The organism is Rhodococcus sp. NPDC055112 (genome assembly GCF_053607505.1).
Genome location: NZ_JBSGTR010000017.1, coordinates 14,196 through 34,603, shown reverse-complemented (window position 1 = coordinate 34,603; position 20,408 = coordinate 14,196). Strand labels below are relative to the sequence as shown.

Genomic DNA, 20,408 nt, shown 5'->3' with positions numbered 1-20,408 from the left:
CCATGCGCGGCCCGATGGCCGCCGCGGGCCCGCCGTCGAAGAAGCCGATGGACTTCGGTCCGTCCGCGCGGCGTCTGCTGAGGCGCCTGTCCCCGGACAAGTTCGCGGTCGGGCTGGTCCTCGCCCTGGCTGCGATGAGCGTGGTGCTCAGCGTGGTGGCCCCGAAGATCCTCGGGCACGCCACCAACATCATCTTCGACGGTGTCGTCGGCAGGCAGCTGCCAGCGGGCCTCACCAAGGACCAGGCCGTCGACGAGCTGCGGGCACAGGGGCAGAACACCTTTGCGGACATGGTGTCCTCGATGGACGTGGTGCCGGGCACCGGGATCGACTTCGGCGCGCTTGGCCGGGTGCTCGCCGTCGTGCTCGTGATCTACCTGGCGGCCTCGCTGTTCAGCTGGGTGCAGGGCTACGTGCTCAACATCGTGGTGCAGCGCACCATCATGCGGCTGCGCGCGGACGTCGAGGAGAAGATCCACCGGCTGCCGTTGCGCTACTTCGACACCAACCCCCGCGGCGACCTGCTCAGTCGCGTCACCAATGACATCGACAACATCGCCCAGACCGTCCAGCAGACGATCAGCCAGCTGCTGACGTCCGTGCTCTCGGTGATCGGCATCCTGGCCATGATGCTGTGGATCTCACCGCTGCTGGCGATGGTCGCGGTGGCGACCGTGCCGCTGTCGGTGCTGGCGACCACGCTGATCGCGAAGCGGTCGCAGAAGCACTTCGTGGCGCAGTGGACCACCACCGGCGCGCTGAACGCGCAGATCGAGGAGTCCTTCACCGGGCACGAGCTGGTGACCGCATTCGGCCGCCAGCGCGAGGTCGGGGCCGCCTTCGACGAGCGGAACGAGCAGCTCTACCAGTCCGGTTTCCATGCGCAGTTCATCTCGGGCATGGTGATGCCCGCGATCAACTTCCTCGGCAACCTCAACTACGTGGCCGTCGCGGTGGTCGGCGGCATGCGGGTGGCGTCCGGGTCGATGAGCCTCGGCGACGTGCAGGCCTTCATCCAGTACTCACGTCAGTTCACCCAGCCGCTCACTCAGATCGGTGCCATGACCAACCTGATGCAGTCCGGCGTCGCGTCCGCCGAGCGGGTCTTCGCGCTCCTCGACGAGGACGAGCAGTCGCCGGATCCCGCGTCGCCCACCACGCCGGTGGTCCGCCGCGGTCACGTCGAGTTCGAGAACGTGTCGTTCCGCTACAAGGAGGAGCAGCCCCTCATCGAGAACCTGTCGCTCACCGCCGAGCCGGGACACATGGTGGCGATCGTGGGACCGACCGGGGCAGGCAAGACCACCCTGGTGAACCTGATCATGCGGTTCTACGAGGTGGACTCCGGGCGAATCAGGTTGGACGGCACCGACATCACCACCATGACGCGCGACGACCTGAGGTCCCGTATCGGGATGGTGCTGCAGGACACCTGGTTGTTCGGCGGCACCATCCGGGAGAACATCGCCTACGGTCACCCGGACGCCACCGAGGCACAGATTCGCGAGGCGGCCCGGATGAGCTACGTGGACCGTTTCGTGCACTCGCTGCCTGCGGGATACGACACCGTCATCGACGAGGAGGGCGGCAATGTCAGCGCAGGCGAGAAGCAGCTCATCACGATCGCGCGGGCGTTCCTCTCGCAACCGTCGATCCTGATCCTCGACGAGGCCACCAGTTCGGTGGACACCCGCACCGAGCTACTCGTCCAGCACGCCACCGCGGCGCTGCGCAGCGACCGGACGAGTTTCGTCATCGCGCACCGACTCTCGACCATCCGCGACGCGCACCTGATCGTGGTGATGGAGGAGGGCCACATCGTCGAGCAGGGCACCCACGAGGAACTGCTCTCCCGGCGTGGGGCGTACTTCGAGCTCTACAACAGCCAGTTCGTCGGACCGGCCGAGGCGGCCGTGTGAACGGGCTGATTGGATGACACGGTGAGCCAACCCTTCTTCACCCTCGGCACCCGGCTGCCGGGCCGCCTTGGCCGTACCGGCACCATCCACACTCCGCACGGTGAGATCCAGACCCCGGCGTTCATCGCGGTCGGTACCAACGCCACCGTCAAGGCTGTGCTGCCGGAAACGATGAAAGAACTTGGCACGCAGGCTGTTCTGGCGAATGCCTATCACCTGTACCTGCAGCCGGGGCCGGACATCGTGGACGAGGCGGGCGGTCTTGGCCGGTTCATGAACTGGCCCGGTCCGACGTTCACCGACAGCGGCGGGTTCCAGGTGATGTCGCTGGGCGTCGGCTTCAAGAAGGTGCTCTCGATGGACTCCGTCGGGGTCCAGTCCGACGACGTGATCGCCGTCGGCAAGGAGCGGCTCGCGCACGTCGACGACGACGGGGTGACCTTCAAGTCGCACAGGGACGGCTCCCGGCACCGGTTCACGCCGGAGATCTCGATGAGCATCCAGCACCGGCTCGGCGCGGACATCATCTTCGCGTTCGACGAGTTGACCACCCTGTTCAACACCCGTGGCTACCAGGAGGAGTCGGTCGACCGCACCCAGGCGTGGGCGGTGCGGTGCATCGCCGAGCACGAGCGTCTGACCGCCGAGCGCAGCCACCGCCCGTATCAGGCGCTGTTCGGTGTCGTGCAGGGCGCGCAGTACGAGGACCTGCGCAGGAAGGCCTGCCGGGGGCTGGAGTCGATCGTCGGCGAGACCGGCAACGGCTTCGACGGTTACGGGATCGGCGGGGCGCTGGAGAAGCAGAACCTCGGGACCATCGTGCGGTGGTGCAACGAGGAGCTGCCCGAGCACAAGCCGCGGCACCTGCTGGGCATCAGCGAGCCGGACGACCTGTTCGTCGCCATCGAGAACGGGGCCGACACGTTCGACTGCGTGAATCCGTCACGGGTGGCGCGAAATGCCGCGATTTACACGACCACCGGACGGTTCAACATCAACACGAGCCGTTTCCGGCGCGATTACAACCCGATCGACGACGAGTGCGACTGCTACACCTGCAAGAACTATTCGCGGGCGTATCTGCACCACCTGTTCAAATCGAAAGAAATGCTGTCGTCGACCCTCGCGACCATTCACAACGAACGATTCACCATCCGGTTGGTGGACCGGATCCGGGAGAGCATCGACGGCGGCTACTTCGACGATCTGAAGTCGGAGACGTTGGGACGGTTCTACGCCACCAGCCGCGTCTAGCCCGGCGTGCCCGCTCCGGCGAGCGAGTCGATCCAGCGTTCCAGTCGCAGGCCCTCGGCTGCCATGAGCTCGGGGTCCCGGAACGTGTTGGTGAGCAGAGAAATGCCCTGGTAGGCGGCGATCAAGGCGATCGCGAGCTCGCGGGAGTCGTGGCGGCCCATCGACCGGAACTGCTGCTCGGCCCAGTCGACCAGGTGACGCATGACCTCGGCGGCGTCGCGGTCCAGTCCGTCGGTGCGCTTGTCGAGTTCCGATGACAGGGTGCCGAACGGGCAGCCGTATCGCGCGGCGACCTCACGCTGTTCCGTCCATCCGCGCACCAGCGCCTTGAGGCGCTCCTGTGGAGTGGGGTGCGCGTCGAGCGCGGCGATCAACGCCTCGAGACGCTGTGCGTGCGCGCCGATCGCCGCCCCGACCAGTTCGTCCTTGGTCTTGAAGTAGTAGTACACGTTGCCCACCGGGACGTCGGCCGCGCGCGCGATGTCGGTGAGGGTTGTCTTCTCCACGCCCTGCTCGTGAAAAACCTGGGCGGCGGCCTCCGCCAGGCGTTCCCGCTTGCCGCGCCTCGACCCCACCCTGTCCTCTGAGTCAGTCACCTGACTAACTATAGACAGCCACGCCGCCAACGGCTATCTTCAGAGTAAGTTAGTCAACTAACTAACTCTGAGGAGTGTCGACCGACGCGTGTGACCTCAGAAAACAACGAAGGGGAGCTGGTCATGATCGTAGTAACGGGAGCGACGGGGACCGTGGGCGTGCCGCTGGTGGCGGCCCTGGTCGCAGCAGGTGAGCAGGTGACCGCGGTCTCTCGGGGGTCGGCGGACGCGGTCCCAGTCGGGGTCAGGCACCGGCAGGCCGATCTCACCGAACCGGACAGTCTCGGGGCCGCGGTCGAGGGAGCGGACGCGCTGTTCCTCCTCGTTTCCGGGGAGGTTCTCGCGGCCGATGTGAACCCGAGCCGGATCCTCGACGTCGCGCGGGCAGGCGGGATTCGCCGAGTGGTCCTGCTGTCCTCGCAGGTCGCCGGGACCCGGCCGGACGCGCCCTCGCACGCGGGCCTCGTGGCATTCGAGACCGCGGTCAAGGCGTCGGGTATGGAGTGGACGGTCCTGCGGCCGGCCGGCTTTGCGTCGAATGCGTTCGCATGGTCCGAGAACGTTCGCTCGCAGCGTCGGGTCGCCGCGCCGTTCGGCGACGTCGGACTGCCGGACGTCGACCCGGCCGACCTCGCGGAGGCCGCCGCCGTGGTCCTGCGCGAGGCGGGCCACGCAGGCCGCACCTACGTTCTCACCGGGCCCGCGCCGATCTCGCCGCGCCTGAGGTCCGCCGCGATCGGTCAGGCGCTCGGCGAGCCTGTCGGGTTCGCCGAACAGAGCCGCGACGAGGCAAGGGCCCAGATGCTGCGGTTCATGCCGGAGTCGGTGGTGGACGGCACACTCGACGTCCTCGGCGCTCCGACGCCGGTCGAACAGCAGGTCAGCCCGGACCTCGAGGGACTCCTCGGCCGCCCGCCCAGGACCTTCGCCGAGTGGGCGGCGCGCAGCGTCGAGGCCTTCCGGTGAGCGGTCAGCTCGCGATGACGTACGTCGGTTCGTGCTTCTTGACGTAGGCGATGGCGCGATAGGTGATCGGCATGACCAGCACCTCGACCAGCGTCTTCCACAGGAAGCCGACGATCAGGTAGTTGAAAAAGTCGCCCCAGGTGCTGATCCCGATCGCGCCGGCCGCGATGGCACAGAAGATCAGGGTGTCGGCGAACTCGCCGACCACTGTCGACCCGATCAGCCGCGCCCACAGGTGCTTCTCCTTGGTGCGCTCCTTGATGGTCACCATGACCAGCGAGTTCAGCAACTGGCCGACGAGGTATCCGGACAGGCCCGCCAGCAGCAGCCGGGGGTACACCCCCACCACTGCCTCGAGTGACGCCTGGTTCTCGTAGAAGTCCGCTGACGGCAGTTCCAGCAGCAGCCAGAAGCACGCCGAAGCCAGGATCAGGGCCCCGAAGCCCAGGTAGATGGCCCGACGGGTGGCCTTGAAGCCGTACACCTCGCTGAGCACATCGCCGAGTATGTAGGCCATCGGGAAGAGGAAGAACCCGCCGTCGGTGATGATCGGCAGGATCTGCAGCGGGCCGACGCTGAGTTCGGCACCCGCGAAGAAGGCCACCCCCTTGGTGGCGCAGATATTCGAGATCAGCAACACGGCGGTGAAGAGCGCCACGATCGTGGGGTAGTAGCCGCGACTGACGTGCGCGAAGGTCGCGTGCTCGGGGTTCTTCTCGGCGTGCTCTGACACTGTCACGACGCCATCCAAGCATCACAACGCCGCAGGGCGCGACCTCGACCCGGGTGGGAGGAGCTCGCGCCCTGCGGCGGGTGCGCGGTTTGTCCGGTTGTCCGGATCAGGGGGCGATCGGTCCCCTGACCACCACGCGGTACGCGTACGTGGAGGCGATGACCGTCAGCGGGATGGTCACCAGCAGGCCGAGGCCGCACAGCAGCGCGCCCACGATGTTGATGCCGACCAGCGCCAGCGCGAGGAGCAGAAGGGCTCCGACGTTCTGCGAGATGGCGCTGAAGCTCGACTTGATCGCGGTGATCGCGTCCTGGTTCTGGTCGATCACGAACTGCAGCGTCCACCAGGTCAGGAACACGATGATCAGGCCCGGGATGATCAGCAGCACGAAGCCGATCGCCGAGAGCACACCGACGATGACGCTGGCGAGGATGATCGCCCCGACGTTGTTGAACTGGAAGAACGAGCCGATCGCCGGCTTGTTGCCGTCCACCTCGTGCAGGGCGCCGCGGATCATCGCCGCCTGGATGAGATATGCGACGACCGTGGTGACGATGCTGCCGAGGATGCCCCACACCGTGAAGGCCTCGGAGAAGTCGCCCGAGTTACCGGTGCCGAAGATCAGGTTGAGCGCCACCTGGATCACGGCGGCGATCAGCACGATGCCGATCCAGATCCCGGCGTTGGCCTTGAACTTGTTCCATGAGTAGCCGAGCGCGTCACCGACCGTGAGCTGCGGGGTGCCGCCCGGGCCACCGAAGCCGGGAGCCGAGAACGCGTCCGCGCCGTACCCGGGCGGCGGGGGGTAACCGCCTTCGCCCGCACCGTATCCGGGGGGCGGCGGGTAGCCGCCGGGCATGTTGGGGGCGCCGCCCTGCTGGTATCCGGGCGGGGGCGGGTAACCGCCGGGCTGCGGCGCGCCCTGCTGCGGGTATCCGGGCGGAGGCGGGTAGCCGCCGGGGGTGCCGCTCGGCGGGGGCGGGTAGCCGCCCGGCGGGGGCGGGTAGCCACCGGGCTGCGGCGCGCCCTGCTGCGGGTGTCCGGGCGGCGGCGGGTAGCCGCCTGCAGGCGGATTCTGCGGCGGAATCGGATTGTCCGGGTTGCCCTCGTTGCCAGGCTGGCCGGGCGGTGGGTTTTCGCTCACAGTCTTCCTTCTTTTGTGCGGTTGAGTTGTGGTGCATCCCGAACCCGAACAACGACGGGTTCGGGTGGCGGGGTCGTGCGGTGATCGATCAGCCCCTGACGACCTGGGTTCCGCCTGCCAGTTCGTCGTGCTTGCCCTGCTTGGTGGGGCTCGAATTGATCGTCACGGCGATCACGATGACGGCGATGAAGCTCAGGAGCCCGCCGATGAACGGGATGACGTTGAGCAGGTTGAACGCCTCGCGGATGGAGGCCTGCTGCGGGGTCGGGTTGCCGCCGCCGGGACCGCGCACGCTCAGTCCGAGCATCTTCTTGCCCGGGGTCCAGCCCCTGATGTCGAAGATGACGAAATACGCGAACGTCAGGATGCCCGAGACCAGCCCGCTGATCGCGATGTTGTCGGTGACGCCGAAGGCGATCAGCAGGATCCAGGTGACGATTCCGACCAGGATGTAGTCGACGAGCCGCGCACCGAATCGAAGTCCGAGGCTGCCGGGTTCGGCGCCGCCAGGCAATGCGCCCCCCGCAACCTGGTCATTGAATTGCGGCGGAGTCGGGTAGGAAGGCTCGCCTGGTTGGTTCTGGTTCTGATCAAATCCACCGGTGGTCATGTTTTCCCCTCGGATACGGTCTGATTGCTGCCATTCAACGGTGCTCGTCATACACAGTGCTTAGTGACCCTACGTGCGATCCCCATTGCCCGGTACCCTGCCGTTCGCCGAATACGTTTCGATTGCGCAAACATCCATTAAAGATCCGCGAATACCCAGGCGGTTCGCGGGAGCGCGACGGGATCGAAACCTCGAAGTAACTCGTCCAAACCGGGCTTGTCGCCGGCCTCGGCCATTCTGAGGGAGGCGGCCAGGATTCCCCGCACCTCGTCGGGGGTGCGACCACGGGCCCGCTGATCGGCCAACGTGACGGCGCCGTCGCGTTTGGCCAGCCGCTTACCGTCGGAATTGAGTGCCAGCGGGACATGCGCGTAGCGCGGCACGGTCAGCCCGAGCAGCGAGGCCAGGTAGGCCTGCCGCGGCGCGGAGGAGAGCAGGTCGTCCCCGCGCACCACCTGGTCCACACCCTGCTCCGCGTCGTCGACCACCACGGCCAGGTTGTAGGCCGGGATGCCGTCGCCGCGCCGGAGCACCACGTCGTCGATGGCGCCGGTGTAGCGGCCGTGCAGCTCGTCCGCGATCGCGAACTCGGTGATCTCCGCGCGCAGCCGGATGGCCGGGGGCCTGCCGGAGTCGTGCTTGGCCGCGATCTCGGCGGCGCTCATGTCGCGGCAGGTGCCGGGGTAGTGGCCGTCCGGTCCGTGTGGTGCCGAGGCGGCCTGCTGGATTTCTCTTCTGGTGCAGAAACATTCGTAGGTGCGGCCTGCGGCGGTGAGTTCGTCGATGGCGGCGTCGTAGCGCGCCAGGCGTTCCGACTGTCGTACGATCGGACCGTCCCAGTCCAGTCCCAGGGCCGCGAGGTCGTCGAGTTGTCGCGTTTCGGCACCCGCCCGCACCCGGTCGAGGTCCTCGATTCGCATCAGGAATCTTCTGCCCGTCGAGCGGGCGAACAGCCAGGCCAGCATCGCGGTTCGGAGGTTGCCGAGGTGTAGATCGCCGGACGGGCTCGGGGCGAACCGTCCGGCGCCGCTTGCGACTGCTTGCAGGTCGCTCGAGACTGCACCGCTTGCGACTGCTTGCAGGTCGCTCGCGACTGCACCGCGCGGGGCCGACTGTGGCATGCCGTCAGCCTAACGACTGAGGGCCGCCCGCCCCGAATGGTCCCGGTGCGACGTCGGCCCCCGCCGGGGAGGGGCGGGGGCCGACGCGGCGCAACTGAGGGGGCTCAGCTGCTGAACGCGCCGACCAGGCTGCCGAAGATGCCGCCCGCGCCGGTGAGAACCTCGGAGATGACGTCGATTCCGCTGCTGCCGGTGTCGGCGCCTGCGTCTGCGATGGGGGTGATGTTGGCCATGGGTGTCCTCCAGGAAGTCTGTGTCGTTCGATCTGCATCGCGGACTGTATCGGAGGTTTTGCGCGCGCGCATCCGTTGAAATCGCAGGGTTTCTGTTCGGTTAACGTCCGCAAAATCTTCGGGAAACAACCTGTGCCGCAACCCTTCCGGAACGTGAACGGATCGTGTAGGAGCGGGTGTAGATGGTTCGCTCCCGGCGAGTGGTGACACCCGCCCCCTGTCGTCCGGGTGGATTCTGGGGGAAAGTGTAGACATTGAAATCCATTGATGTGCAGTGTCGTTCGTAGATTCGGCTCAGGGAACGAAAGAGCCCCGCCCGAAAACTGTTGGGCGGGGCCTATCTTGGGTGAGAAGACGTCAGCTGATGGTCACGTTGTTCAGCGTGTCGAGCACGGCCTTGATCGTCGTGCCGAGGATCCCGTCGATGTCGACGGCGGTCGCGGCGCCGGTGTCGAGTGCGGAGCTGCCGGTGTCTGCCATGGTGGTTCCTCCCGAGTGGACTGTGCGCCGACGGCCGACGCATCGCGGACAGTAATGAAGGGTCCCGGGCCGCGCAGTGCGAGCGAAGTGGTCACCGTCGGCGAGCGCCCGCGGCCGGAACGATCGCCGTGGTCACGCGCGTTCCTGTTCGGGCGGCGTCCTTCACAGAGTGTCGACCGTCACATGGTCTCGGGGTGGCTCAGGCCCGCCTGCCGAGTAGGCCGAGGACCCGCGTCTGCTCGTCCGCGTCGGCGGGAACCGCGACCACGGGGCCGCAGACCCCAGGTCCGTGCAGGGCCTCGCCCATCCGCTCGGCGAAGCGGGCGAGCATCGCCAGGTCCTCGGGATCGATGGCCGTGTCGGCGCCGGTCGCCTTCGCGATGTCCCAGCCGTGCACAACCAGGTCGAAGGTGTAGAAGGAGCCGAAGGTGTCGGAGACCTTCGCCGTGCCCATCTGGCCCTCGTACTCGCGATCGGCGCGCTCGGGATCGTCGAGGATCTCCTGCACGGCGTCGCGGGTCTGCGTCCAGGCCCCGACGGGATCGACATCGACGTCGGGGACCGCCGGGAGCGTCATGCCCGCCGCGTTGACCGGGAAGGACTGGGTCTCGATGACGTGCCGGAGCACGTCCCTTGCGGTCCAGCCCTCGCAGGGGGAGGTGTTCTCCCAGCGGTCGGCGGGTACGGCTTCCACGCGTCGGGTGAGTTCGGCGGCGAGCCGCCGGTAGAGATCGGCGTTGCTGGTCGTGGTGGTCATGGCTCCATGGTGCGACGCGCCGACGTGCTGGTCTTGAAGATTCACGACATCCGTCCACCCTGGATACAACGATGGCCCCGGTCCGAAGATCGGGGCCATGGCTGCGGCCGGGATATCCGGCGCATTCTCAGCTCAGGCTGCCGCCGTAGAACAGCTGGAGAAGGGTGGTGGCGGCCGAGTCGATGGGGGTGCCTTCGAGGCTGCCCGCGGCGATGGTCGGCGGGTAGGAGATGTCGGTGACGTTGGACATGTGAACCTTCCGAATGGTCGGTTTGTTTCATCGGGTGATGAGGACCGTAGCAACGGCGGGCGCAGGGGGGAGGCGAATGGGGGAGTGCTATCTCGCAGAACTGCGAGGACGGGCGCGGCTCGCTGGACGAGTTCATCAGGAGCGGCCCCGGATACAACGATGGCCCCCGATCCGGAGATCGGGGGCCATCGTGTGGCGGAGGATAGGGGATTTGAACCCCTGAGGGCGTTAACCCAACCCGCGTTCCAGGCGAGCGCCATAGGCCACTAGGCGAATCCTCCGTGGGCGAGCATACCGGCTCACCCACCAGGAAATGAAAACGGCCCCCCGAACCGGGTGAAAGTTCGGCCGCCTGTCCGCCCCCGGGTGGGCATGGCTACACTCGTGGACGGATCCCGCGCGGCGCGCATCCTGTGAACTCCCCCAGGGCCGGAAGGCAGCAAGGGTCAATGGGCTCTGCCGGGTGCGCGGGGTCCCCTTTATTTTTGCGCACCTCCGACAGTCGCGCCGGTGAAAGGTCTTTCGGCATGCCTACCCAAACCCAAGTTGGGTTGATGAGCCATGAGGAACTCCGTTCGGAGCACGAGCGTCAGTCCGCGAATTACGCGCAGCTCAAGACGGAGAAGCTCACCCTCGACCTGACCCGCGGGAAGCCGTCGCCCGAGCAGCTGGACCTCTCGCAGGCGCTGCTCGCGTTGCCAGGAGCGGAGTACCGCGACGGGAACGGGGTGGACTGCCGCAACTACGGCGGGCTCACCGGACTGCCGGAGCTGCGCGCCATCTTCGGCGAACTGCTCGGCATCCCGACCGAGAACCTGTTGGCAGGCAACAACGCGAGCCTCGAGATCATGCACGACGTCATCGTGTTCGCGCTGCTGCACGGCACCCCGGACTCGGTGCGGCCGTGGTCGCAGGAGCCGAAGATCAAGTTCCTGTGCCCGAGCCCCGGCTACGACCGGCACTTCGCGATCACCGAGTCGTACGGGATCGAGATGATCCCCGTCCCGATGCGGCACGACGGCCCGGACGTCGCGCTGATCGCCCGGCTGGTCGCCGAGGATCCGCAGATCAAGGGAATGTGGGCGGTGCCCACCTACTCGAACCCGACCGGGGCGGTCTTCTCGGAGGAGGTCGTGCGGACGCTGGCCTCGATGCCGACCGCGGCCCCCGACTTCCGGCTCTTCTGGGACAACGCGTACGCGGTGCACCCGCTGGTCGAGGAGTTCGAGGCCCCGCTGGACGTGCTGGGCATCGCGGCGGCGGCCGGGAACCCGAACCGGCCGTTCGTGTTCGCGTCGACGTCGAAGATCACCTTCGCAGGCGCGGGCGTCAGCTTCGTCGGTGGGTCCACACAGAACCTGGCCTGGTACCAGAAGCACCTGGGCAAGAAGAGCATCGGGCCGGACAAGGTCAACCAGCTGCGGCACCTGATGTTCTTCAAGGACGCCGACGGGGTTCGCGCGCACATGGACAGGCATCGGGAGATCCTTGCGCCGAAGTTCGCGCTGGTCCTGCAGATCCTCGAGGATCGGCTCGGGTCGTCGAAGGTGGCGTCCTGGACCGAACCCAAGGGCGGCTATTTCATCAGCCTCGACGTCGTCGAGGGCACCGCGAAGCGGGTCATCAGCCTGGCGAAGGAGGCCGGCATCGCGTTGACCGCCGCCGGCTCGGCCTTCCCCTACGGCACCGACCCGGAGGACAAGAACATCCGGCTTGCGCCGAGCTTCCCGTCCACCGACGACCTCGCGAAGGCGATGGACGGCGTGGCGACCTGCGTGTTGCTGGCCGCCACCGAGAAGTCGCTCGAGCAGGCGTAGCCGGGGCCGGTTGGCCCGGCTCGCCTGCCCGCAGTCAGGGCAGCGGCAGTCGGTCCGCCGTCGACGCCGACCCCAGCCAGGTGTGCGGGTTGCCGTTCCAGCACCAGCCCAGTTTCGGTCGGCGCCTGCTGATCCACAGCGCGGGCACCCGCTTGTCGTCGCACCGTGACGACAGCAGCGAGAAGCACTTGTTCTTGCGGAGCATGTCGGGGCGCACGGTGATCAGAGCGACGCCCTCCTCCACGGTGAGCCCGGTCCGCCCCATCGCGGTCAGCGACGTCAGTGCCGTCGCAGGCGTGACGTTCAGATACTCCGTGCCGGTGTCGACGTTCAGTAGCGCGTATCCGATCCCGTCCGGTACCTCGACGGATTCGATCGGCCGGAACGCGGCGAGCTCGGTGGGCTCGAAGTCGGCGAACCCCTGCTGGGTGCCGAGGGCGGTGCGCGACATCGCCTCGTGCGCGTCGACGGAGGCGCCCTGCGCGGTGCGGGCCACGACGAGGACGAACGGGATGTGATCCTCGCCGTGGTCGGCGGTGCTCTCCCGGTGCGCGAGCACCACCGCGCGGAGCGGTTCCAGCGCGCCCGCGAAGTCCTCATCGGAGAGCCCGGTCAGGACGGGATAGCCCGCCTCGGTGAGTGCGCCGATCTGGCGGTCGAACTCGATGTCTGTCGGATTTGCAGTCAAGGACCCCTCGCTTCCGTACGGTGTACTGAACTCAACGGGCGGTGCCGCGCGATTGTTCCCGGACGTCGGGAGGGTCGATAGTTCGTCGCCGGAAATGGCAGGATCGGGCCATGGCACTCACGCTGCACCTCGCCGGAGACGCTGACGCGGACGCGCTGCTCGCCGCGGATCCCCTCGCCCTGCTGATCGGGATGCTGCTCGATCAGCAGATCCCGATGGAAGTGGCCTTCGCCGGGCCGAAGAAGCTCGACGATCGGCTGTCGGGCCTGGACGTGCACAAGATCGCTGAGATGGATCCGGACGCGTTCCTCGCGCTGTGCGCGACCCCGCCCGCCGTGCACCGGTTCCCCGGGTCGATGGGGAAGCGAATCCAGGACCTGTGCATCTACCTCGTCGAGCACTACGACGGCCGGACCGAGGCGATCTGGACCGAGGGTGATCCCGACGGCCGCGAGGTTCTCAAGCGACTCAAGGCGCTGCCCGGCTACGGGGATCAGAAGGCCAGGATCTTTCTCGCGTTGCTGGGCAAGCAGATCGGCGTCGCGCCGGAGGGCTGGCGGGAAGCGGCCGGGGCGTACGGCGACGACGGCTCGCGCCGGTCCATCGCCGACGTCGTCGACGACCGCACCCTCGGCGAGGTCCGCGAGTTCAAGAAGTCCGCGAAGGCTGCGGCGAAGGCCGCAAAGGCGAAGTGAGCGCTCGGCGGGTCTAAAGGTGAACGGGATACCGGGTCGTCGGGTCAGCAGGTCCCGTTGATTGCATCCTCGATGCCGCGCCGGAATTCAGCTTGATCGGCCGAGCCGGCCGAATCCCATTCGGATCCGTGTGCGGGCCACTGCATGAACTCGTCTGCCGTGATCGAATCCGGAGACACGCCATTCGCTACTTTCCAACCAACGTATTCGCGTGTCGCTGCGCATGCGTCGCCGTAGGCTGAGTGCTCAAGCGACCCGGCTGCGGGCCCTTGACCAGTGGTGGCGGGGGTCATGCCCGTTGTGGTCGGGTCACTCGACTGGATCGCTGCCGGTGATTCGACAGCGGCAGCAGCAATGGGGGCCGATTCCGCGGATGAACAGCCTGTGAGAAGGGCGGCTCCGATGGAAGCGGCCCCCAGTAACAACTTCTTGTGCATGTTCCGCATCGAACCTGGCGGACTGGCCGGTTTCTTCTAAAAATCCCACATGCGCCGAAGGTCACTATCGGATCCGCGTATCGGGCCTGTCACAAAGGGCTCCACGAAACTGAGCACACTGCACCTCGGCCGCCGAGCGGGTCTACTGCTGAGCGCCCGGAGGCGGACAGCTCGAGATCGCTCGGCGGCCGAGAATCAGCCCGCGAGCTTGCTGAAGTTCGGGAAGTTGGACAGTTCCCAGCCGCCGTCGACGACCAGGCTCGCGCCGGTGATGTAGCCCGCGTCCTCGCTGGCCAGGTACAGGCACGGCCCGGCGATCTCGTCGGGCGTTGCGGCGCGAGCCATCGGGATGCGTTCGAGGAACATCGCCTGCGCGGGCTCGTAGGCCAGCACCGGGGCGACCAGCGGGGTGTCGACGAGTCCCGGCAGCACGGAGTTGACCCGGATGCCCGACGATGCCAGCTCGAGGGCGGCGTTCTTGCTGAACATCTCGACACCCGCCTTGCCGGTCGCGTACGGGCTTCCCCCCGGCATCGGCACGTGGGCGTTCAGCGATGAGACGTTGACGATGGCCCCGCCGCGCCCACCGGCACTCATGCGCCGCGCCTCGTGCTTGGTGCAGAGGAAGACGCCCTTCTGCACGAGGTCGACGGTGAAGTCCCAGTCGGCTTCGTCGAGATCGACGATCGCGCCGACGCGGGACGCGCCCGCCACGTTGAAGGCCAGGTCCAGTGCCCCGTACCGGGTCACCGCGGCGTCCAGGGCCGCCGCGACCTCGTCCTCCTTGGTCACGTCGGCGGTCACGGGCAGAAACGCCTTGCCGAACTCGGTGGCCATGGCGCCGAGCGCATCACCTGCCAGGTCGATCCCGACGACGTTGGCGCCCTCGGCCATCAGGCGGATGGCGATGGCCTCGCCGATACCGGACGCCGCGCCGGTCACCGCCGCCGTCTTGCCGGCAAACCGGTTCTCACTCATCTGCATTTCCGTTCATCGCTGTGTGGGTCACTTTTCGCCCGCCCGCAGGAACCGTCCCGTGCGACGGGTCCCGAGCACTGGCGTCGGTTCCCCGTCTCGGACGACACATTCGCCGCCGACGAACACCGCCGACACCGCGTCGTCGTTTCGGTTGACCATCCTGGAGAGTCCGTCGTACTCCGGGACCGGGCATTCGGCATAGGCGTCGAGCGAGGCGTCGAGATGCGCCGGGTCGATCACCACCACATCGGCCCGGTCACCCTCTCGCAGGTGCCCGGCGTCGAGTTGGTACCAGTCGGCGAGCTCACCCGTGAGCCGGTGCACCGCCTGCTCCACGGACATGAACGGGGTCCCCGCCTGCTCGGCGTCGCGCACGCGACGCAGCAGGCGGAGGCCGAAGTTGTAGAAGGCCATGTTGCGCAGGTGCGCGCCTGCATCGGAGAAGCCCAGCTGGATACCGGGATCGGAAGCGAACTTGTTGAGCACCTCGGGGCGGTGGTTCGAGATCGTGGTGCGCCACCGCACCTTGGTGCCGTGCTCGACCACCAGGTCGAGGAAGGCGTCCACCGGGTGCACTCCACCCCGGTCGACTCCGACCTGTCCGAAGGTCTTGCCGATCACGGATTCGTCCGGACACTCGACGATCTCGGCGTCGAAGAAGTCGCGGTGCCAGACCCGCGGCCCGTACTTCTTGTCGTAGTCCTTGCGGAACCGGCGGCGGTAGGACTCGTCGGCCAGCAGTGCGCTCCGCGCCTCGAGCTGGTTGGACAGGTCCAATGCCGCGGCACCGGATCCGAACTCCTCGAAGACCGGCAGGTCGATGCCGTCGGAGTACACCTCGAACGGCACGGGCAGGTGCTGCCACCGGAAGTCGCCGCGCATTCCGTTGACGGCCCGCGCCATCGCCGGGAAGACGTGCGCCACAGCCGGTATCGCCTTGACGTCGGCGGCCGAGAGCAGGCTCACCTTCAAGGGGCGGCGGAAGAGCCCCACGCTGCTCAGCGCCAACGCGACCATGGACTGCGGGCGGCCCACGTCCGGGCCGGCCTGCAATGCCCGGCCCCGGCGCCGCAGGATCGCGCTGAGCCTGCGACGTTCCTGCCGTGTCGAGTAGGTCGAGGGCAGGGTCCTGGACCGGCAGACCTCGCCGTCGAGCTTGTCGAACAGCAGTTCCTGCGAGGACATGCCGATGAAGCCCGCGTCGAGCGCCTCCTCGAGTTTGGCTGCCATCGCGTCGAGTTCGGCCGGGGTGGGCTTGACGTCCTTGCGGGTCGCCCGGTCCAGACCCATCTGCGCGGCACGGATGTCCGAATGGCCGATGAAGGAGGCCACGTTCGGACCCAGCGGCAGCGCCTCGATCGCCTCGACGTACTCGTGCGCCGAGGTCCAGTTCTTGGACTCGGTGAGCGTGTCGACCACGTGTTTGCGCGGGATGGCCTCGACCCGGCCGAACAGGTCGCCCGCGTCGGAGGGGTCGGCGTGGACCGCCGACAGCGAGCACGACCCGAGGAAGATCGAGGTGACGCCGTGCCGCACCGACTCCTTGAGCCCCGGACTCAGGATGACCTCGACGTCGTAGTGGGTGTGGATGTCGACCATGCCGGGGATGACCCACTTCCCGGCGGCGTCGACCACCTGCGGGCAGTCCGACTCGTCGAGTGCATCGACCGACACGGCGGCCACCCGCCCGTCACGGATACCGAGGTTCCTGGTGTCCGACCGTGCGCCGGTGCCGTCGAACCACCGGCCGTTCTTGATGATCACGTCGTAACTCATCGCAGACCGCTCCATTCTCGAACGTCATTTGCCGACCGGGGTGCCATCAGAGGACCACCTGGGTGCGCATCGTCTTGCCGGTCGCGTTGCGCGGCAACGGCGTTGTGGTGATCCGCCACCGAGCCGGGACCTTGAAATAGGCGAGGCGTTCGCCGGCGAAGGCTAGCAGCTCCTCCTCCGTGACGGCGCCCTCCGACCGCGCGACGACCACCGCGGCCACCTCCTGACCGAGGTCGGGATGGTCCACGCCGATCACGACGCACTCGAGGATCTCGGGGTGCTCGTCCAGGCACTGCTCGATCTCCATCGGGTACACGTTCTCGCCGCCGCGCAGGATCAGGTCCGACCGTCGCCCGGTGAGCCGGACCATGCCGTTCTCGATCACACCGAAGTCGCCGGTGCGCAGCCAGCGGTCCTCGGTGATCGCCGCTGCGGTGGCCTCGGGGTTGTCCCAGTAGCCGAGCATCACGTAGGGGCTGCGCGCGCAGATCTCGCCCTCCACTCCGTCGGGGACCTTCTCCCCGAACGGGTCCCGGACCTCAACGGCGACGCCGATGATGGGCCGGCCGAGGGTGCCGGGGAAGGTCGCGAGATCGAGGGGAGTGGCGACCGAGATCGCGGTGGCACTCTCGGTCTGGCCGTAGCTGTCGACGAGGGAGTTGCGCGCGAACGGCACCTTCTCGCGCAGGCGGTCCTGGAACGCCGCGGACGACGGCGCCGCCGACAGCGCGAACGCGGTGACCGAGGAGAGGTCGTATCGCGACAGATCCTCGTGCTCGAGCAGACGATTCGCCATTGTGGGGACGGCGGCCCAGTTGGTCACGCGTTCGCGCTCGACGAGCCCGAGCATGCGGTCCACGTCGAACGAGCCCTGGTAGATCACCACAGCGCCGCCCGTTGCCAGCCGGGGGACGGCCAGGTTGTGCAGGCTGGCGATGTGGAACAGCGGCGAGGTGAGCAGGTACCGCCGGTCGCTGGGGGCGTCCGAGTTCGGGTCGCCGCCGGTGAACGCGGCGGCGAGCGCATCGCTGAACCGGTGATAGTCGATGGTCGCGAGCACATTTCGGTGCGAGTGCACGGCGCCCTTGGGCCTGCCGCTGGTTCCGCTCGTGTACAGGATCAGCGCCGGATCGTCCTCGTCCACGTCGGTGCGCGGCAGGTCGGAGCCGGCGAACTCGGCGACCAGGCGCGGGATGTCCTCCTCCATGGTGAGCACGGGGACGTCGGCGCCGAGCTCGCCGAGCAACGCGGCGCGCTTGGCATCGGCGACCACGACGGTCGGCTTGGTGTGGTCGATGCCGTACTCGACCTCACGCGGCGCCCACCACGCGTTGAAACCGACCGCGATCGCGCCGAGCGACTGTGCCGCCCAGAATGCGACCAGCCATTCGGGGGTGTTGGCGGCCAGGATGCCGACACGGTCACCCTTGCCGACGCCGTACCGTTCGCGCAGGGCGGTGGCGAACGCGGCGGCAGCGGCCCCGTGTTCCGCGTAGCTCATCCGGCGATCCTCGGTGACCAGGTAGTCCCGGTCTCCGTGGGAGAGTGAGGCCCTCAGGACGTCGCCGAGCGCCCGGTCGCGGTTCTTCATGACCGGGATCTCGGCCCCGAGCACGCTCTCGACGCCGAGTTCGAAGCGTCCGCCCGGGCCCGTCAGTCCGGCCATCACGGAGGCGATGTACGCCTGGGGGTCAACAGACTTCGTCACTGCATTTCCTTTCGGATCGTGTTGTACCCGGTCACGGAACCAGCACCGCTCGTCCGCGGATCTTGCCCGCCTCGAGGCGGTCGAACGCCTCTCGGGCGTCGGCGAGGTCGAACCGGTCCACCTCAACGGTCAGTCGCCCGGCCTGGGCGAGAGCAATCGAGTCCACGAGGTCACTTCTGGTGCCGCCGTAAGACTTCCGTACCGAGGCGCCCCACGGCCAGCCGGGGCCACCCGCCGGGTCGGCCGTCACACCGGGGACGCCGCCGCCGAGCCCGACCATCCGGTACGCGCCGTTGGGTGCCACGGACTCGACCGCCATCTGGGCGGTGGGGTCGACGCCGACGAAGTCGAACACAGCTTCCGCGCCGCGGCCGCCGGTCAGCTCGAGGATCTGGCGTGCGGTGTCGGGACCGGATTCGAGGGTGACGTCGGCACCGCAGCGCTTCGCCAGGTCCAACTGGTCCTGGCCGAGGTCCACCGCGACGATCCGCGTCGCGCTGAGCGCGCGCAGGATCTGCACGGCGACGTGCCCGAGTCCGCCGACGCCGATCACCACGGCGGTCGAGCCGGGACGCAGGTGCTCCTTGGCGCCCCGGATGGCGTGGTAGCTGGTCAGTGCGGCGTCGGCCATCGGCGCCGCCTGGAGGAAGTCCAGGTCTCCGATGGGGACGAACGAGCGGGCCGGGATCCGGACGTACTCGGCCATGCCGCCGTCGGGGCCGAGCCCGGGGCACGGCGGCATGGCGGTCCTGCCAGCGGCCAGGCAGACGTTCTCGTTGCCGCTGATGCACTCCCGGCAGACGCCGCACGACCAGCACAGGTAGACGATCCCGCGCTCGCCGAGCTGGCGCCCGTCTACCTCGGTGCCGACGGCCTCGATGGTGCCCGCGATCTCGTGCCCGATGGTGAGTGGTTCCTCCCGCATCTTCACCGGGAAGTGCAGCAGGTGCAGGTCGGAGTGGCAGATGCCTGCCGCGCCGACGCGGATCAACAGGTCGGACGGGCCGATCTCCGGTACGGGGACGTCCCGGATCTCGATGACACCCGGATCCGTGAGCTGTAGTGCCCTCACAGGGAGACCTCGCTTCGTGCCGATCGAACGGCTTCGTTGGTGGCGTGCAGGTAGGCGTCGCTGCGATCGGAGCCGATCAGTCCTGGCGCCATTTTGTTCATCGTGTAGGCGAAGGTGACCCGGTTGTCGAGGTCGTTGACGAGCATCGAGCCGCCGAACCCGGCCCACCAGCACACCCGGCCGTCGCGCACCAGCGGGGCGGTGTCCGGGTGGGGGAGACCGTAACCGATGCCGAACCGCAGCGGGGTGAGGATGCCCAGGTCGATGCCGTCGGCCTGCTGCTCGAAGATCAGGTCGATGGTGGCCTGGGAGAGCAGGCGCGTGCCGTCCAGTTCGCCGCCGCAGGAGATCAGCGACTGCAGGCGGGCGACCGAGCGCGCGTTGCCGTGACCGTTCATGGCGCCGAGCTCCGCCTGCCGCCAGTCGGCGGTGTTGACCTTCTCCATGTCGAGCCACGGACAGGTCACCGTCTTGACCAGGATGCTGTCCTGATCGAGCGTGGACATGTCGAAGTTGAGTGCCGGCGCCGGGACCATCGGAGCGATCCGGCCGAAATGCTCGGGGCCGGTACCGATGTGGAAGTCGGCACCCAGCGGCCGGGCCAGCTCCTCGGCGAAGAAGCGGCCCAGGCTGCGGCCGTCCACTCGCCGGATCACCTCGCCGACGAGATGTCCGTAGTTCAGAGCCTGGTAACCCGACGCGGTGCCCGGCTCCCACCAGGGCGCCTGCGCGGCCAGTCGGGCGCTGGCGGCCTCGGTGTCGTAGATGTCTTCGAGTTCGATCGGCCGCTCCCAGCCGGACACCCCTGAGGTGTGTGAGAGCAGATGTCGAACCTCGATGTCCTCCTTGCCGTTCGCCGCGAACTCGGGCCAGTAGTGCGAGACCTTCTGGTACACATCGAGTTCGCCGCGATCGACGAGGAGCAGCGCGCTGAGCGCCGTCATCGTCTTGGTGATGGAGAAGACGTTGACGATGGTGTCCTCGGCCCAGGGCGTGGTCCGCTCCTGGTCGGCGTAGCCGCCCCAGACGTCGACGACGGGCGCACCGTCGACGGTCACGCAGATGGATGCGCCGAGCTCCTCGCCCGACGCGAGCTGCTGCTCGAGTGCATCGCGGACCGGCTCGAAGCCCTCCGCGCAGAATCCCTGTGTCAGTGCCATGTCGATCTCCTCCC

Annotated in this window: 20 protein-coding genes, 1 tRNA gene and 1 other RNA gene; 6 read left to right on the top strand and 16 right to left on the bottom strand. The window is 67.8% G+C overall.

Annotation, left to right across the window (positions count from 1 at the left end; genetic code table 11):
* The first annotated feature begins 2 nt into the window (after window positions 1-2).
* Window positions 3-1,919, top strand: coding sequence for an ABC transporter ATP-binding protein (locus tag ACWFRB_RS10930; RefSeq protein ID WP_452640984.1), 1,917 nt, complete (start codon window positions 3-5; stop codon window positions 1,917-1,919).
* A gap of 9 nt (window positions 1,920-1,928) precedes the next feature.
* Window positions 1,929-3,173, top strand: a complete 1,245-nt coding sequence (gene tgt / locus ACWFRB_RS10925; protein ID WP_452640927.1) for a tRNA guanosine(34) transglycosylase Tgt — start codon at window positions 1,929-1,931, stop codon at window positions 3,171-3,173.
* Here tgt and ACWFRB_RS10920 read toward each other — a convergent pair.
* Window positions 3,170-3,769, bottom strand: a complete 600-nt coding sequence (locus ACWFRB_RS10920) for a TetR/AcrR family transcriptional regulator (protein ID WP_452640925.1) — start codon at window positions 3,767-3,769, stop codon at window positions 3,170-3,172. The genes tgt and ACWFRB_RS10920 overlap by 4 nt on opposite strands.
* A gap of 123 nt (window positions 3,770-3,892) precedes the next feature.
* Here ACWFRB_RS10920 and ACWFRB_RS10915 point away from each other — a divergent pair, with 123 nt between their 5' ends.
* The gene (locus ACWFRB_RS10915) at window positions 3,893-4,735 is read left to right on the top strand and encodes an NAD(P)H-binding protein (RefSeq protein WP_452640924.1); all 843 of its coding nucleotides are present in this window, start codon (window positions 3,893-3,895) and stop codon (window positions 4,733-4,735) included.
* A 4-nt stretch (window positions 4,736-4,739) separates the two neighbouring features.
* On the opposite strand, the gene ACWFRB_RS10910 is transcribed toward ACWFRB_RS10915, so the two are convergent.
* The 9 genes from ACWFRB_RS10910 to ACWFRB_RS10870 all read right to left on the bottom strand — a co-directional run bounded on the left by ACWFRB_RS10910 (window position 4,740) and on the right by ACWFRB_RS10870 (window position 10,344).
* A complete protein-coding gene (locus ACWFRB_RS10910; protein ID WP_452640923.1) occupies window positions 4,740-5,474 on the bottom strand; it encodes a queuosine precursor transporter in 735 nt (244 codons plus the stop codon).
* A gap of 100 nt (window positions 5,475-5,574) precedes the next feature.
* Complete coding sequence (locus ACWFRB_RS10905) at window positions 5,575-6,612, bottom strand: hypothetical protein (protein ID WP_452640922.1); 1,038 nt, start codon at window positions 6,610-6,612, stop codon at window positions 5,575-5,577.
* Between the two features lie 88 nt (window positions 6,613-6,700).
* A complete protein-coding gene (locus tag ACWFRB_RS10900) occupies window positions 6,701-7,222 on the bottom strand; it encodes an RDD family protein (protein ID WP_452640920.1) in 522 nt (173 codons plus the stop codon).
* 137 nt (window positions 7,223-7,359) lie between these two features.
* A complete protein-coding gene (gene gluQRS, locus ACWFRB_RS10895) occupies window positions 7,360-8,343 on the bottom strand; it encodes a tRNA glutamyl-Q(34) synthetase GluQRS (protein ID WP_452640919.1) in 984 nt (327 codons plus the stop codon).
* A 104-nt stretch (window positions 8,344-8,447) separates the two neighbouring features.
* On the bottom strand, window positions 8,448-8,576 hold the full coding sequence (locus ACWFRB_RS10890) for a hypothetical protein (RefSeq protein ID WP_452640917.1): 129 nt from the start codon (window positions 8,574-8,576) through the stop codon (window positions 8,448-8,450).
* Window positions 8,577-8,933: 357 nt separating this feature from the next.
* Window positions 8,934-9,056, bottom strand: a complete 123-nt coding sequence (locus tag ACWFRB_RS10885) for a hypothetical protein (protein WP_452640916.1) — start codon at window positions 9,054-9,056, stop codon at window positions 8,934-8,936.
* A 199-nt stretch (window positions 9,057-9,255) separates the two neighbouring features.
* Entirely contained in the window at window positions 9,256-9,813 is a 558-nt protein-coding gene (locus ACWFRB_RS10880; protein ID WP_452640915.1) for a TIGR03086 family metal-binding protein, read from the bottom strand.
* A gap of 127 nt (window positions 9,814-9,940) precedes the next feature.
* Entirely contained in the window at window positions 9,941-10,063 is a 123-nt protein-coding gene (locus tag ACWFRB_RS10875; protein ID WP_452640914.1) for a hypothetical protein, read from the bottom strand.
* Window positions 10,064-10,256: 193 nt separating this feature from the next.
* A tRNA-Ser gene (locus ACWFRB_RS10870) sits at window positions 10,257-10,344 on the bottom strand.
* Window positions 10,345-10,450: 106 nt separating this feature from the next.
* Here ACWFRB_RS10870 and ffs point away from each other — a divergent pair.
* Window positions 10,451-10,545, top strand: an RNA gene (gene ffs, locus ACWFRB_RS10865) — signal recognition particle sRNA small type.
* Window positions 10,546-10,590: 45 nt separating this feature from the next.
* Complete coding sequence (locus ACWFRB_RS10860) at window positions 10,591-11,880, top strand: aminotransferase class I/II-fold pyridoxal phosphate-dependent enzyme (protein WP_452640913.1); 1,290 nt, start codon at window positions 10,591-10,593, stop codon at window positions 11,878-11,880.
* Window positions 11,881-11,914: 34 nt separating this feature from the next.
* Here ACWFRB_RS10860 and ACWFRB_RS10855 read toward each other — a convergent pair whose 3' ends face one another.
* The gene (locus ACWFRB_RS10855; RefSeq protein ID WP_452640912.1) at window positions 11,915-12,568 is read right to left on the bottom strand and encodes a DUF5701 family protein; all 654 of its coding nucleotides are present in this window, start codon (window positions 12,566-12,568) and stop codon (window positions 11,915-11,917) included.
* Window positions 12,569-12,678: 110 nt separating this feature from the next.
* On the opposite strand from ACWFRB_RS10855, the gene ACWFRB_RS10850 reads away from it, so the two are divergent.
* Window positions 12,679-13,263: an HhH-GPD-type base excision DNA repair protein gene (locus ACWFRB_RS10850; RefSeq protein ID WP_027501682.1), complete on the top strand. Its 585-nt coding sequence runs from the start codon at window positions 12,679-12,681 to the stop codon at window positions 13,261-13,263.
* Between the two features lie 632 nt (window positions 13,264-13,895).
* Here ACWFRB_RS10850 and ACWFRB_RS10845 read toward each other — a convergent pair.
* From ACWFRB_RS10845 to ACWFRB_RS10825, 5 genes are read right to left on the bottom strand one after another with little or no spacing between them, the layout of a single operon-like run.
* Window positions 13,896-14,678, bottom strand: a complete 783-nt coding sequence (locus tag ACWFRB_RS10845) for an SDR family NAD(P)-dependent oxidoreductase (protein WP_452640910.1) — start codon at window positions 14,676-14,678, stop codon at window positions 13,896-13,898.
* A gap of 27 nt (window positions 14,679-14,705) precedes the next feature.
* Window positions 14,706-16,454, bottom strand: a complete 1,749-nt coding sequence (locus ACWFRB_RS10840) for an N-acyl-D-amino-acid deacylase family protein (RefSeq protein WP_452640909.1) — start codon at window positions 16,452-16,454, stop codon at window positions 14,706-14,708.
* Window positions 16,455-16,500: 46 nt separating this feature from the next.
* Window positions 16,501-18,162: a class I adenylate-forming enzyme family protein gene (locus tag ACWFRB_RS10835; RefSeq protein WP_452640907.1), complete on the bottom strand. Its 1,662-nt coding sequence runs from the start codon at window positions 18,160-18,162 to the stop codon at window positions 16,501-16,503.
* A gap of 31 nt (window positions 18,163-18,193) precedes the next feature.
* Entirely contained in the window at window positions 18,194-19,234 is a 1,041-nt protein-coding gene (locus tag ACWFRB_RS10830; protein WP_452640906.1) for an NAD(P)-dependent alcohol dehydrogenase, read from the bottom strand.
* Window positions 19,231-20,394, bottom strand: coding sequence for a serine hydrolase domain-containing protein (locus ACWFRB_RS10825; protein ID WP_452640905.1), 1,164 nt, complete (start codon window positions 20,392-20,394; stop codon window positions 19,231-19,233). The genes ACWFRB_RS10830 and ACWFRB_RS10825 overlap by 4 nt, the downstream gene beginning before the upstream one ends.
* Window positions 20,395-20,408: the final 14 nt, after the last annotated feature.

Excerpts from the sequence above, each read along its gene's own strand:
- gluQRS (WP_452640919.1), bottom strand. The coding sequence starts at position 8,343 with ATGCCACAGTCGGCCCCGCGCGGTGCAGTCGCGAGCGACCTGCAAGCA.
- ACWFRB_RS10915 (WP_452640924.1), top strand. The coding sequence starts at position 3,893 with ATGATCGTAGTAACGGGAGCGACGGGGACCGTGGGCGTGCCGCTGGTG.
- ACWFRB_RS10930 (WP_452640984.1), top strand. The coding sequence starts at position 3 with ATGCGCGGCCCGATGGCCGCCGCGGGCCCGCCGTCGAAGAAGCCGATG.
- ACWFRB_RS10875 (WP_452640914.1), bottom strand. The coding sequence starts at position 10,063 with ATGTCCAACGTCACCGACATCTCCTACCCGCCGACCATCGCCGCGGGC.
- ACWFRB_RS10850 (WP_027501682.1), top strand. The coding sequence starts at position 12,679 with ATGGCACTCACGCTGCACCTCGCCGGAGACGCTGACGCGGACGCGCTG.
- ACWFRB_RS10885 (WP_452640916.1), bottom strand. The coding sequence starts at position 9,056 with ATGGCAGACACCGGCAGCTCCGCACTCGACACCGGCGCCGCGACCGCC.
- ACWFRB_RS10845 (WP_452640910.1), bottom strand. The coding sequence starts at position 14,678 with ATGAGTGAGAACCGGTTTGCCGGCAAGACGGCGGCGGTGACCGGCGCG.
- ACWFRB_RS10900 (WP_452640920.1), bottom strand. The coding sequence starts at position 7,222 with ATGACCACCGGTGGATTTGATCAGAACCAGAACCAACCAGGCGAGCCT.
- ACWFRB_RS10825 (WP_452640905.1), bottom strand. The coding sequence starts at position 20,394 with ATGGCACTGACACAGGGATTCTGCGCGGAGGGCTTCGAGCCGGTCCGC.
- ACWFRB_RS10890 (WP_452640917.1), bottom strand. The coding sequence starts at position 8,576 with ATGGCCAACATCACCCCCATCGCAGACGCAGGCGCCGACACCGGCAGC.
- ACWFRB_RS10860 (WP_452640913.1), top strand. The coding sequence starts at position 10,591 with ATGCCTACCCAAACCCAAGTTGGGTTGATGAGCCATGAGGAACTCCGT.
- ACWFRB_RS10840 (WP_452640909.1), bottom strand. The coding sequence starts at position 16,454 with ATGAGTTACGACGTGATCATCAAGAACGGCCGGTGGTTCGACGGCACC.
- ACWFRB_RS10880 (WP_452640915.1), bottom strand. The coding sequence starts at position 9,813 with ATGACCACCACGACCAGCAACGCCGATCTCTACCGGCGGCTCGCCGCC.